The organism is Shewanella sp. 10N.286.51.B2 (genome assembly GCF_041469265.1).
Taxonomy (GTDB): domain Bacteria; phylum Pseudomonadota; class Gammaproteobacteria; order Enterobacterales; family Shewanellaceae; genus Shewanella.
Genome location: NZ_JBFRKH010000025.1, coordinates 1 through 13,207, shown reverse-complemented (window position 1 = coordinate 13,207; position 13,207 = coordinate 1). Strand labels below are relative to the sequence as shown.

Genomic DNA, 13,207 nt, shown 5'->3' with positions numbered 1-13,207 from the left:
AATGTCACTATCGACCCTGATTTTGTCAATAATGACACTTACGAACGGATTGTCTAGTTTTTATACTGATAGAGGTAAGTTTAAAGCTGGTCATTGAGGAGCTCAGCCAGTAACAACTTAGTGAATGAAATACCCAGTAAGGAAACTACAATGAAAAAGTACATACCACATATCGCACTCAGCATTGGCTATTTATTAATAAGCTGGGGATTACTATTTTGGCTAAACTTTAGTACTGAACCCGATATATTTGCCCACCTTGTTGCCATACCAAGTTTGGTGTTATTTACCGGTTACAGTGCCAATTTAATCCTCCGAAAAGGGGCTTAAATGCTAGATTACAAACATAAAAACCAGCCGCGGCTGGTTTTTATTCATCGCTATAACAAACTTCTCAGCTCATTATTTAGCTTTCGGTCTAAATGGCTTAATTACCGCTTCATCACATTCTAAGAATGGGCCATCCATTAAATCAATACAGTAAGGGATCGCTGGGAACACTGCATCTAAGCATTCACGAATTGACTTAGGCTTGCCAGGTAAATTAACAATCAGTGAATCACCGCGTAAACCTGCTGTTTGACGAGACAAAATAGCCGTTGGTACAAACTTTAATGACTCAGCGCGCATTAGCTCACCAAAGCCTGGCATCATGCGATCACACACCGCTTCTGTGGCTTCAGGAGTAACATCACGCTTAGCAGGGCCGGTACCACCAGTGGTGACAATTAAGCTACAGTTTTGCACATCAGCCATCTCAATCAAGGTGGCTTCAATCACATCTGTCTCATCAGGGATAACTTTATAAACAGGTTCCCATTCAGAGGTTAAGTACTCATTTAGTACAGCAATGATGGCCTTACCTGATAAATCTTCGTATACACCTGCACTGGCACGATCACTTACAGTAACAATACCGATTTTAGCTTTAGTCATGACTGGGTCCTTAAACTTGATCACATAAACAATAACGACTTAGATGAGGCTAAAATAACATAATTTATCTGCCATAGCGGAGAGATTGATCAACAGATAGCGAAACGGTGTTAAATACGACTAGCAAACCAGTATCGCGGTTTCCAATAAACATTATCCATACTGGAAATAATCACCCCTTTTTTGGTCGATACATGTAAAAAGCGATTACCAGACAAATACACCCCAACATGACGTCCACTGCCCGTGGTTTTAAAAAACACTAAATCACCACTTTGTAAGTCACTTTTAGCAATGCGAATACCTAAGCTTGTTTGACCTTGCACAGTTCTTGGAATACTGGGCCCCACGAGATCTTGATAAGCCACATACACCAAACCAGAACAATCTAAGCCTTTTTTGGTTAATCCGCCTAATCGATATGGTGTACCCTGCCACTGCTGGTGAAATTGCAGTAAACGAGCTTCATTCCATCGTTGAGCATCAGTCATTACGCTATACCCATCGACAGCTATGCCATTGCCAGCAGTTTGCTCAATACGTGCAGCACAACCACTAATGACAAGTGCAATAAACGCAATAAGGATTTTTTTGTACAAAGTCACCTCTGTGATGTATTCCGCTACTAACTCGCCATTATCTAGGAAACTATCAATACTTTTACGCTTTATCTGCGTATTGGGAATGGTTTTCATTAATTAAAGCCCCCTGTGACCAACAAGGCAGATAAAAGTTTAGCATCTTAAACCTCAACGTCACCAAACCAGAACAAACCAACAACAAGCACCTCAAATTAATGCAGTATCTAACTGAATATAATGAGAAATAGATCGTACAAACCCCAAAACATACCCCTATTTAGGTATTTGTGTGATTTAAGCACACTTTAGCAGCTACATATTATGCTAACTTACTCATCCAGACTGGCTCACTTGGTAAAAAACTATGCAAAAACAACTGTCAAGACTAGATTATTTTACGTTAAAAGTGCTGATCGGTTTATTCGAATTTAAAAATGGCAGCATAGTGGCAGAGAAACTCAATAGCACTCAGCCTAAGATAAGCCGAGCGCTAAGCAACATGCGTGAAGTTATCCATGATGAACTGTTTATCAGAAAGCAATATGGCTTACAGCCTAACGCCATGGCCTCGCGCCTATACCCTTTAGCGAAAGCCATCATTGCCGCTTACGATGAAATGGCCCAGGTTGCAAACAGGCAGCCATTGCAGCAGAAAGTGCTACATATCGCTGCGCCAGAGCATATGTCGAGCTTTATTCTTGATGCCATTGAACAGGTTAATCAAGACTTAGGCATATCTAGAACCGTTGACATCCACCCCTGGGCTGACAACGTTGAACAATATATTGCCCAAGGTAAAATTGATTACGCTTTTGGCACTCGTACTCGTCAGCAGGAAAATGTCCAAATTAGCACGTTAGCTGAGGTGAAATATTGGTTTTTAGCCGTTAAAAAGAACCACCCTATTTTGAAAAATGAAATCACCATGGAGGCCATTTTTAATCACAAACTGGTATTAACCAATAATGGTCCCATTGCAGACTTGAATGACCTTTTTGAACTTTGCGCGCAAAAAGTTAACCAGAAACCCGAGGTAAGCTTAATGACTTCAAGCCTATTTATGGCATTTGAAAAAGTGGTAAATTCTAATGATATTTGCTTGGCATCAACGATATTTCCCTACTTTATTGGTGAAAAACGCGATGATATTGAACTGGTTGATATAACTGACTTTTATAATAAAAATATTAAGATCATGCATGAATGGAAAGTACCACTACATTCATTGCAATACCATGATTCCCATGAGCAAGAGTTCACAGATGCGTTAACTCAGGTGATGACAACGAACCTAGCTGAATATCAGGCTTGCTATGAAAATACCCAGCTGCAGTAGTGAGCTTGTTTACCCTGCTCTGGCGCGATAAACAAGCTAAACCGCCATCCCGGCCGCCACACCAGACGACCAAGCCCATTGAAAGTTGAACCCTCCGAGCCAACCACTGACGTCCATCACTTCACCAATAAAGTACAATCCAGTAACCTTGCTAGACTGCATGGTTTTAGATGATAACTCATTAGTATCAACGCCACCCAAGGTGACTTCAGCAGTGCGATAGCCTTCGGTACCGTTCATCACGATTGACCATTCATTAAGGTCTTGTGCTATTTGCTCACGCTCACCGTGGCCTAACTGGTTTAAGGCTTTATCAAGCAGTGCTGCTTCAAATAACGCTTCAACCAAGCGCTTTGGTAGCCATTGGCTGATGGTGTTACGTAGGCTTTGCTTAGGGTGATTTGCAAGCGCTAGCTCGATTTTATCTTTCGCTGACTCATTGGGTAACAGGTTAATACTAATGCTTTGGCCTGCTTGCCAGTAATTTGAAATTTGTAAAATTGCCGGGCCTGATAAGCCGCGATGGGTAAATAACAATGCTTCGCTAAACTGAGTGCCATCTTGCGCGGTGATTGTTGTTGGCACCGCAATGCCCGACAGAGGCTCAAAACGCGCTTTTTGCTCCGTATGCCATGTAAACGGCACTAAGCCTGCTGTGGTCGGTAACACCTTTAGTCCAAATTGTTCTGCAAGCTTGTAACCGTAAGGTGATGCGCCAAGTTTGGGCATTGATAAGCCGCCCGTGGCAATCACCAGTGACTCACAACTAAACTCACCGTTTGAGGTCACGACTGCAAACTGCCCAGCATCATTTTTGGTGACCGACACAATCTCAGTGCGTAGCTGTATTTGCGCGCCAGCCCATTCACACTCTGTCATTAACATGCTGACAATGTCTTTAGCTGAGTCATTACAAAATAACTGCCCATGATCACGCTCGTGATATTCAATGCCATGACGCTCAACTAACTCGATAAAGTCACTTGAACGGTAACGTGCTAAGGCAGATTTTACAAAGTGGCTGTTACCACACAAGAAGTTGTGAGGTTCCACTTTTTGATTAGTGAAGTTACAACGACCGCCGCCACTGATGAGAATTTTACGGCCTGCTTGCTTAGCATTATCTAGCACTAGAACATCACGACCTCGATAGCCAGCAGTAGAGGCGCACATGAGTCCTGCTGCGCCAGCGCCAATAATGATCACGTCATGATGTTTCACAAGCTTACTCTCTTTAAAATGATTGGGGGCGATTATTGTGACAGTTTACGCTGCCTACTCGACAGCGTTAATCAGCTAGCAAGCGGTATATTTAAGCCACAAAAAAGGGCGCTATATTAGCACCCTTTTAGTCGCATTCACACTTACACAATGCCTTTAGCTATTCACTAATGGTTTCAGACTTTTGGTCTCGACCCAGTAGCTCTTTAGCGGCATCTGTTGGGCTTTTACCTTGATATAACACTTGGTAAATTTGCTCAGTGATAGGCATTTCAACATTAAGACGTTTAGCTAAAGTGTAAACTTCTTTGGTGTTGCGATAGCCTTCAACCACTTGACCGATTTCGTCTTGAGCAGTATCGACATCGCAGCCTTTACCTAATGCCAAGCCAAAACGACGGTTACGTGATTGGTTATCGGTACAAGTTAGTACTAAGTCACCAAGGCCTGCCATACCCATAAAGGTATTAGCATCAGCACCTAAAGCAACGCCTAAACGGGTTAGCTCAACCAAACCACGAGTGATTAATGCGGTGCGTGCATTGGCACCAAAGCCAATGCCATCAGACATGCCAGCGCCAATTGCGATAACGTTTTTAACTGCGCCACCTAATTGTAAGCCGGTAAAATCATCATTAGCGTAAACACGTAAACGTTTCGGGCTATGCAGTAGTTCCACTAAATCATTAGTGAAGCTTGGGCAGGTGCCCGCTACCGAAATTGCTGTTGGCATACCTGCAGCCAGTTCTTTTGCAAAGGTTGGGCCTGATAATACTGCTAATGGAAATTTATCCCCAAGATGCTCAAGAGCAACATCTTGCAGTAATCGACCTGTTTCAGGCTCTAAACCTTTTGTCGCCCAGACAATGCGTGCATCATCTCGTAGCAAAGGCTTGGCCTGTTGCAGTACTAAACCAAACACATGGCTTGGCACCACAACCAATACATTTTTAGTGGCAGCAAGTGCGGTGGCTAAGTCGGCTTCAATTTCAAGACTATCAGGAAAGGTAATCCCTGGTAGAAAGGCATTATTGGCGCGATCGTTAGTTAACGCGGTCATGTGCTCAGGCTCATGACCCCAAAGTAAGGTCTTGTGGCCACTTCTTGCAAGAGAAATGGCAAGGGCGGTGCCGTAAGACCCCGCCCCTAAAACCGCAATTTCAGCAGTGTTATTCATATATTATGCGTTTGCTTCTTCAGCAGCTGGTGCTGCTGCAGCTTCTTGCTGACGCTGTTGAACATATTGTGCAAATAGTGCATCAAAGTTCACTGGAGCAAGGTTAAGCTGTGGGAAAGTACCACGAGAAACTAAGTTACCTACTGTTTCACGTGCGTATGGGAATAGTACGTTAGGGCAGTAAGCACCTAAAGAGTGAGCAAGTTGTTGCTCAGTTAAGCCAGTGATAGAGAAGATACCCGCTTGTTGAACTTCACATAAGAAAGCAGTTTGCTCGCCATTTTGTGCAGTAACAGTTAGAGAAAGGATCACTTCATAAACATCATCAGATAGCTTGTTGCTACGAGTATCAAGATCCAGCTTAACTTCTGGATTCCATTCTTTTTGGAAAACTTCTGGGCTGTTTGGCGTTTCAAAAGACACATCTTTTGTGTAAACGCGTTGGATGTTGAATTGTGGTGCTTGCTCTTCGTTGTTTGCTACTTCAGCCATGATTTCCTACCTTCAAATGTTTTTTAGCTCTTCTGCGAAGCTAATCGTAAATTTGGGCTTGTCGCTAAAATGTGGCCGTTAGACAACATTTTAGACCATCCCGGTAAATTGGGTCTCACCAGTTTGTTATCTTACTTCTTACCTTTAACAACAGGTAAGTTTGCCGCTTGCCAATCACCCATACCGCCTTTTAGGTTATGAACATTCTCAAACCCTTGAGCGACAAGAAGTTGAGCAGCTTGCGAAGATGTCATTCCAGCAGCACATACAGTAATAATGGGACTGGTTTTAAACTTTTCAAGGGCAGTCGCTTTATTATTTTTGATTTCTGCTAATGGCACATGAATAGCGTCAACGATGTGACCTTTGCGGTAATCGTCTTGAGAGCGCACATCAACAACTTTAGCGCCTTGCTTGTTCATTAGCATGGTCAGTTCTTGAGTATTGACGTTGCTCACTTTTGAGGTTGCTGATTTAATGGTCATCACCACAACTGCAGCAAATAAACCAACCCATGCGATACTTAATACAGGGTTAGCTTGAAAAAATTCGATATATTCTTGCATCTTCTCTGCCTACTTTAAAAATGGCTAAAATTAATAAGCCACAGAGTATACCGATTGCATCTTTATAATGCAGCAAATTCAAGCCTAATCATCTTCTCTACTGTGCCATGGGCAGCACTTTAACGACGAAACATTGCATTTGCTTACTATCCTAAGGGCAATAGCTCACAGGTTTTTGACTAAATGTGTTGTTATTGAGCCTTATTCATCTTGCACGGGATTGTGACTGGGCAAGCTATTCATCGTAAATTGCCTCTACTGAGCCGCTCTTCAAAGGTAAATTTCTTTTTCAGGAGCTGAAAAAGAAGTAATATCCATACCATTAAAATTTTAGCTTTCTCTTAAAACTTTTTCTTTTAAAACTTAAAGGTACTCCCATGACGACACCAAAACGTCCACTGGCATTACTTATCTTAGATGGCTGGGGTCATCGTGAAAATACGCATAAAAATGCGGTTTTTCATGCGAAAACTCCAGTTTTAGATAAGTTAACCGCCCAATATGCAAGCAGTTTAATTTCCGGATCAGGTATGGATGTTGGCCTACCTGACGGTCAAATGGGCAACTCAGAAGTGGGTCATATCAATATTGGTTCTGGCCGTATTGTTTACCAAGAGCTTACCCGCATTAGCAAAGCCATTGCTGACAATGAGTTTAATCAAAATGAGGCACTGTGCGCTTCAATCGATAAAGCTATCGCCAATGATGGTGCTGTGCATATTATGGGTTTAATGTCGCCAGGTGGTGTTCACAGCCATGAAGAGCACATTGAAGCCATGTGCCGCATGGCGGTTGAGCGCGGTGCCACTAAGGTGTATTTACATGCCTTTTTAGATGGTCGTGATACCCCACCTCGTAGCGCAAAAAACTCTTTGATCCATTTTGATGAGTTATTTGCAAGCTTGGGTCACGGTAAGGTAGCCTCATTGATTGGTCGTTACTACGCCATGGATCGCGACAACCGCTGGGATCGAGTTGAAAAAGCGTTCAACTTAATTGCTCAAGGTAAAGGTGACTTTAATTACCCAAGCGCAGTTGCGGCATTAGACGCCGCTTACGAACGTGATGAAAACGATGAGTTTGTCGCTGCATCGACCATAGGTGAGGCCGCAAGCTTAGCTGATGGCGATGCATTAATCTTCATGAACTTTCGCGCAGACCGCGCCCGAGAAATCACTCGTTGTTTTGTCGAAACCGATTTTGCTGGCTTTACACGTGAAGTTACCCCTGCAATCAACTTCGTGATGCTAACCAACTATGCTAATGACATTGACGCTGTGGTGGCATTTCCATCAACAGATCTGGTCAATACCTTAGGTGAAACCTTACAAAAACAGGGTAAAAAACAGCTGCGTATTTCTGAAACAGAAAAATATGCCCATGTGACCTTCTTTTTTAATGGCGGCAAAGAAGAGCCATTTGAAGGCGAAGATCGCACCTTGATTAAGTCGCCAGATGTGGCAACTTATGATTTGCAGCCTGAAATGAACTCAACCGAGCTCACTGATAAATTAGTTGCTGCCATTGAGTCTACTGACTATGACGTGATTATTTGTAATTATCCAAATGGTGACATGGTCGGTCATACCGGTAAATTTGATGCTGCGGTTAAAGCCTGTGAAGCAGTCGATGCTTGTATTGGTCGTGTAGTAGAGGCGCTAGCGAAAGTCGGCGGCGAATGCATTATTACTGCCGATCATGGTAATGCTGAGCAAATGACCAATGAACAAACGGGTCAAGCTCATACTGCCCATACCAGTGAGTTGGTACCTTTCATTTATGTAGGCCGTGAAGCCACCATTGATGCAGGTGGACGATTGAGCGATATTGCGCCGACTATGTTAACCTTGATGGAACAAGAAGTGCCGCAGGAAATGACCGGCCGTTCAATCATTAAACTCAAAGAGTAACTAGCCACTCGTGAAAAAACGACTTTTGTTTAAAGCCAGCATGTTTGCTGGCTTGGTGATACTGACATCATCAGTTCAAAGTGCCGATCTTGGTAAGCGTCAATCAGAGCTGAAATCTATTCAGGCTCAGATTAACCAACAACAAAGCTCTTTGAAGGACACCAGTCGTCAACGAGAAAAGCTCATTTCGTTGTTAAAGCGAGATGAGCAAGCTATCTCTAATGCTGCTCAAAAAGTTAATCAAACCCAAAACTCACTGTCTGCGGTAAATACTAAACTTCGCGAACTTGATGCTGAAAAAGTCAACTTAGATACACTGCGAGTTACGCAGCAAAAGACCTTATCTAAACAATTATCTAGCGCTTACCTTGCCGGTAACCATGACTATTCAAAGATGATGCTTAACCAGCAAAATCCCGCCACAGTTGAGCGGATGTTAGCGTATTATCAATACCTTAATAATGCCCGTATTAAAGCCATTACCAGTTTAAAAACAACTATTGAGCAATTAGAGCTAGTTAAAGTTGAGCAAGTTAATGAACAGCAAAAACTTAATTCCTTAATTCTTGAGCAACAAAAGCAGGCTAAACAACTCGCTAAAGAACAATCACAACGTCAACAAACCTTAGCACAAATTCAACGCACCTTGACCAGCAAAGGCGCAGAGCTTGAACAACTACAAATTGAAGAAGCCAGCTTAAAACACCTTATTGAACAAGCGGTGCTGGCGGCCAAAAATAGCCCCTCAATGGATGGCTTAGCCAAGCTGCGCGGTAAATTAAAATGGCCAACTAAAGGACGAGTTTCGTCCAAATTTGGCAGTAGCCGCTCAGGACAAATCAGCTGGAAAGGTGCGGTAATTGCCGCTCCTGAAGGACAAACCATCACCGCTATTGCTCATGGCACCGTTATTTATTCAGACTGGTTACGAGGCTTTGGTATGGTTATGGTGATCGATCACGGCGAAGGCTATATGAGTTTATATGGTCATGCGCAGTCATTACTTATTCCACCTGGCGAAACCGTTAAAAAAGGAGAATCCATTGCACTTGTTGGGAGTTCAGGCGGACAAACAGAATCTGGCCTATACTTTGAAATAAGACACAAAGGGCAAGCCATTAACCCAGCGAGATATTGTCGATAACACGCTAATAATAAAGTAATTTAATCTTTGGCGGTTATCAAACCTTCCGTAGGTTTAATCGTTGATCAATCGACGCCCTAATAATACCGCAAGGTATCTAAGGGGCAGTTATGATGCAAATTACACGTTATTTCTTGTGCTTCATATTAGGCGTTAGCGTTGCATTTTCATTGAACTTATCCAGTTCAGAGCAACACTATAAAACCCAATCTGAATACAGTTACTCACTCTTACTTGATGTCATCGATACGGTTCATACCTATTACTTTAATGAAGTAGACCGCGAAGACTTAATTGAATACGCCATCGAAGGAATATTCAATAAACTAGACCCCTATTCAGGCTTTTTAGATACTGGCGATTATCAAAGCATTAATGACAGTAATAATGGCCAGTACTTTGGTTTCGGCTTTGAAGTGGCAACTGATGACAACCAAATCACTATCATTACTCCTTATGCCAACTCACCTGCGGCCCGCGCTAATATTCAACCTGGCGATAAGGTCCTGCAACTTAACGACACCCTGATTGATCAAACCAATTTAACCGATGTACTTACCGAGATTAAGCAGCACAGTATCAACAAGCGACCAATAACACTCACCATTGAGCGCCAAGCTAACGAAACACTTCTATTTAATCTCGCCCCTGAGCTAATTCATATTAAATCAATTAATGCGAAAATTATTGATAATAATATCGGTTATATACAACTTAACTCGTTTCAGGAAGACGCTACCAATGCCATTATTAACCAAGCTAAACTATGGCAACAACAGCAATTAAAAGGTCTTATTATTGATGTTAGAAACAATCCCGGCGGGCTACTCAGTCAAGCCATCAGTATTGCTGATTTGTTTTTGCAAAAAGGTTTAATTGTTTCAACTGAAGGGCGTTTTTTCGATGCAAATGAAAACTACTATGCATCGCAACCTACCATATTTAAAGGCGTGCCTATGGTAGTACTTATTAATAAGGGCTCAGCATCGGCATCAGAAGTACTGGCTGCAGCATTACAAGAAAATAACCGCGCCACGCTAGTGGGAGAAACCAGCTTTGGAAAAGGTACGGTGCAAAGTTTGATCCCCATGCTGGATATGGGCAACGCTATAAAGCTCACGATTGCAAAATATAGCACGCCAGATGGTAACGACATTCACACTAAAGGCATTGAACCGGACATTAAAATATCAAATGATGCTATCCTAAAAACAGATTATCTGGATATAATTGAACAAACTACAGCGCAATATGATGAACCACAGGATGGTCAAATTTCTTCCGCTATTGCATGGATAACAACTCATAATTAAAGCAGACTTTGTGCGCTATATATTGATACTTTTAGCTTTACTGTTAACGGCTCCAGTTCAAGCAACCCAAATCGCTATCATCATTGACGATATTGGTTATCGTCAAACCGATGAGGCGGTTTTGTCTTTACCAAACGGCATTACCCTTTCGGTAATACCTCATACTCCATTAGGTCAGCAACTTGCAAAGCAAGGCCATCAGCGTGGCCATGAAATTATGCTGCATATTCCCATGCAGGCACTCAATGGTAAAAACCTAGGCCAAGGTGGTTTAACGAATGAAATGGATGAGCAAGAGTTAAAACACCAGCTAAAAGATTCTATTGCCAATATCCCTTATGCTAAAGGGGCAAATAACCATATGGGCAGTTTGCTCACACAACTTGAAAGCCCAATGACTTGGCTGATGCAAAGCTTAAAAGAGCAGGACTTGTATTTTGTCGATAGCAGGACAACCCGCTTTAGTGTTGCCAGTGAGCAGGCGCAGCAACATGAGGTGCCATTATTACGCAGACAAATTTTTTTAGATAACGATGTCAGTGAGCAGGCACTAGAGAAACAATTTAAGCAGATCATACTAAAAGCAAAAAACGATGAAAATATTGTTGTAATAGCACACCCATATCCTGAAACAGTGCACTTTTTGAATCAAAATTTACATCGCTTAGAAGCCGAAGGAATTAGCCTAGTCCATACTTCAAAGCTGTTGCCCATAACAATGATCAGTAATAAAGCCACTAGTTCAGTTCAAGTATTGAGATAGATAAATCAGGTAAGGTATCCATTAACTCATCTGCGTTCTTAACGATATCAGCCAAAGTGCAGTCATTCAGCACGTTCATATATGCAGCAACTGCGTTCGCAAGAATACCTTTTAAACTACATGCTGGCGTAAAGCGGCAATAGGGTTCACTGCAATTAACAGGGGCCAGTGAAGGCTCTAATTCACCAACAAGCTGACCAAGATTAATGTTACTAGGCTTCACTGCTAATTTAAACCCACCACTTTTACCACGTAAAGTTTGTATATAACCTAGCTTACCCAGATGATGAATAATCTTTGCAACATGATTAGAAGACAGCTCAAAGACTTCCGTGACTTCAGCAATACGAAATAAAGTCTCTCTTTTTGGCTGTGCAGCAAGGTACATTAAAATACGGATGCCATAATCGGTATAACGGGTCAGTTGCATAAAGTCATATCCAAACTAATTAAAGGTACATACTAAGACGTTGAAGCTTCTAGCTCAGTGATCAAAATCAATGCTTGCTCATTTGATGTACTGCAAACATCCATTGTCGCGGTAAATTCTGCGCAAACAGCAGGTCTTGATGGATCGCCGAAAATCTTACACAAATTATCGTCATTTAACTGAATACAGCGAACCCCTGCAGGTTTACCGTTAGGCATGCCGGGTATTGGACTGGTAATTGACGGAGCAATACAACATGCACCACAACCTAAACGACAATCCATACTTCCACCTACCTGCTTAAAAGAGCAATATATCTTACTCATCACTAATATAAAAACATCTAAATCAAAAAAAGTACATTAAATGCATCTTTTGTTTAAAAATGTGAGTTTTGGGTACAATCGAAACTACTTGTATCTGTATTGACTAGAGTTAAAGAGTCAAAGCCTTTACCCATAATGACAAAAAGCCTTTACTTTCATTTAGACAAGATTGATGCAATAAGCCAAAAACTTTCTTAATTTGCTAAAAACAAAAAGTCTGCATGTTGCAATAGAACCTTAATTCTTGGATCTTGAAATTCGAACGTCTCATAGGTCGGCAGTTTCTAAAAACATCCTGACCAACCGAATATTCTACTTCTGCATTAATATTGAGTAAATAAAAACTAAATTCCAGAACTAAAAAAGCCTCTACCTTGCACTAAATCACTACGGTAGAGGCTTTGATCTTTATTCTTTATGTTGCCGCAGCTAACTTACTCTTATCAAGAGTTATACCAGTGCGTCTTAGCGTGTGACGAGTCGACAGTCTCTAATAACAATCACATTATCAGATTCACACAGCTGAACTTTCGCTTTCTCGCTGACAATTCATTCATTTCTAAAACGAAATAAGCCTCTACATTGCTGTATAGGCTTTCGTCTTTACGTTGGCGGAGCGGACTTACTCTTATCAAGAGACGAACCCTCGCCCACGGCGTGACAGGCCGTTGATCTCTAATCAAGCGTCTAAGCAACTGAATTACCGCTGCTTTAGCAAACTACTTTAGCAGGTCACTATTATTCATTCTTTAAATAACAGATACGAAAAAGCCCTGCTATTGCTAGCAGGGCTTATCGTAATGTTGGCGGAGCGGACTTACTCTTATCAAGAGACGAACCCTCGCCCCCGGCGTGACAGGCCGTTGATCTCTAATCAAGCGTCTAAGCAACTGAATTACCGCTGCTTTAGCAAACTACTTTTGCATGTCACTATTATTCATTCTTTAAATAACAGATACGAAAAAGCCCTGCTATTGCTAGCAGGGCTTATCGTAATGTTGGCGGAGCGGAC

General features: G+C 42.0%; 14 protein-coding genes. 6 read left to right on the top strand and 8 right to left on the bottom strand.

The annotated features are described in order from the left end of the window. Positions 1-150 precede the first annotated feature (150 nt). Positions 151-330: a hypothetical protein gene (locus AB4140_RS07115; protein WP_102435901.1), complete on the top strand. Its 180-nt coding sequence runs from the start codon at positions 151-153 to the stop codon at positions 328-330. A 72-nt stretch (positions 331-402) separates the two neighbouring features. Here the strand turns inward: AB4140_RS07115 and mog are convergent, their stop codons facing one another. Then, the gene (mog, locus tag AB4140_RS07110) at positions 403-936 is read right to left on the bottom strand and encodes a molybdopterin adenylyltransferase (RefSeq protein WP_372000355.1); all 534 of its coding nucleotides are present in this window, start codon (positions 934-936) and stop codon (positions 403-405) included. A 110-nt stretch (positions 937-1,046) separates the two neighbouring features. After that, positions 1,047-1,631, bottom strand: coding sequence for a C40 family peptidase (locus tag AB4140_RS07105; RefSeq protein WP_102435897.1), 585 nt, complete (start codon positions 1,629-1,631; stop codon positions 1,047-1,049). Positions 1,632-1,881: 250 nt separating this feature from the next. On the opposite strand from AB4140_RS07105, the gene AB4140_RS07100 reads away from it, so the two are divergent. Further along, positions 1,882-2,853 (top strand): LysR family transcriptional regulator, encoded by a 972-nt coding sequence (locus tag AB4140_RS07100; protein ID WP_102476501.1) that lies wholly within the window; start codon positions 1,882-1,884, stop codon positions 2,851-2,853. A 36-nt stretch (positions 2,854-2,889) separates the two neighbouring features. Here AB4140_RS07100 and AB4140_RS07095 read toward each other — a convergent pair whose 3' ends face one another. The 4 genes from AB4140_RS07095 to AB4140_RS07080 all read right to left on the bottom strand — a co-directional run bounded on the left by AB4140_RS07095 (position 2,890) and on the right by AB4140_RS07080 (position 6,309). After that, entirely contained in the window at positions 2,890-4,074 is a 1,185-nt protein-coding gene (locus tag AB4140_RS07095) for an NAD(P)/FAD-dependent oxidoreductase (RefSeq protein ID WP_102476991.1), read from the bottom strand. A gap of 160 nt (positions 4,075-4,234) precedes the next feature. Beyond that, complete coding sequence (gene gpsA / locus AB4140_RS07090; RefSeq protein ID WP_102435372.1) at positions 4,235-5,251, bottom strand: NAD(P)H-dependent glycerol-3-phosphate dehydrogenase; 1,017 nt, start codon at positions 5,249-5,251, stop codon at positions 4,235-4,237. A gap of 3 nt (positions 5,252-5,254) precedes the next feature. Further along, on the bottom strand, positions 5,255-5,743 hold the full coding sequence (gene secB, locus AB4140_RS07085; RefSeq protein WP_102435374.1) for a protein-export chaperone SecB: 489 nt from the start codon (positions 5,741-5,743) through the stop codon (positions 5,255-5,257). A gap of 131 nt (positions 5,744-5,874) precedes the next feature. Further along, entirely contained in the window at positions 5,875-6,309 is a 435-nt protein-coding gene (locus AB4140_RS07080) for a rhodanese-like domain-containing protein (RefSeq protein WP_076541491.1), read from the bottom strand. A 377-nt stretch (positions 6,310-6,686) separates the two neighbouring features. Between AB4140_RS07080 and gpmM the strand changes: the two genes are divergently transcribed. From gpmM to AB4140_RS07060, 4 genes are all read left to right on the top strand, one after another. Further along, on the top strand, positions 6,687-8,219 hold the full coding sequence (gpmM, locus tag AB4140_RS07075; protein ID WP_102435376.1) for a 2,3-bisphosphoglycerate-independent phosphoglycerate mutase: 1,533 nt from the start codon (positions 6,687-6,689) through the stop codon (positions 8,217-8,219). Positions 8,220-8,229: 10 nt separating this feature from the next. Beyond that, on the top strand, positions 8,230-9,363 hold the full coding sequence (locus tag AB4140_RS07070) for a murein hydrolase activator EnvC (RefSeq protein WP_198589350.1): 1,134 nt from the start codon (positions 8,230-8,232) through the stop codon (positions 9,361-9,363). A gap of 110 nt (positions 9,364-9,473) precedes the next feature. Then, on the top strand, positions 9,474-10,676 hold the full coding sequence (locus AB4140_RS07065; RefSeq protein WP_102476993.1) for a S41 family peptidase: 1,203 nt from the start codon (positions 9,474-9,476) through the stop codon (positions 10,674-10,676). 10 nt (positions 10,677-10,686) lie between these two features. Continuing rightward, complete coding sequence (locus AB4140_RS07060; RefSeq protein WP_372000351.1) at positions 10,687-11,439, top strand: divergent polysaccharide deacetylase family protein; 753 nt, start codon at positions 10,687-10,689, stop codon at positions 11,437-11,439. On the opposite strand, the gene AB4140_RS07055 is transcribed toward AB4140_RS07060, so the two are convergent. Both AB4140_RS07055 and AB4140_RS07050 read right to left on the bottom strand, forming a co-directional pair. Continuing rightward, on the bottom strand, positions 11,414-11,869 hold the full coding sequence (locus AB4140_RS07055; RefSeq protein ID WP_372000349.1) for an Rrf2 family transcriptional regulator: 456 nt from the start codon (positions 11,867-11,869) through the stop codon (positions 11,414-11,416). The genes AB4140_RS07060 and AB4140_RS07055 overlap by 26 nt on opposite strands. Before the next feature lie 32 nt (positions 11,870-11,901). Continuing rightward, the gene (locus tag AB4140_RS07050) at positions 11,902-12,153 is read right to left on the bottom strand and encodes a YkgJ family cysteine cluster protein (RefSeq protein WP_102435385.1); all 252 of its coding nucleotides are present in this window, start codon (positions 12,151-12,153) and stop codon (positions 11,902-11,904) included. Positions 12,154-13,207 lie beyond the last annotated feature (1,054 nt).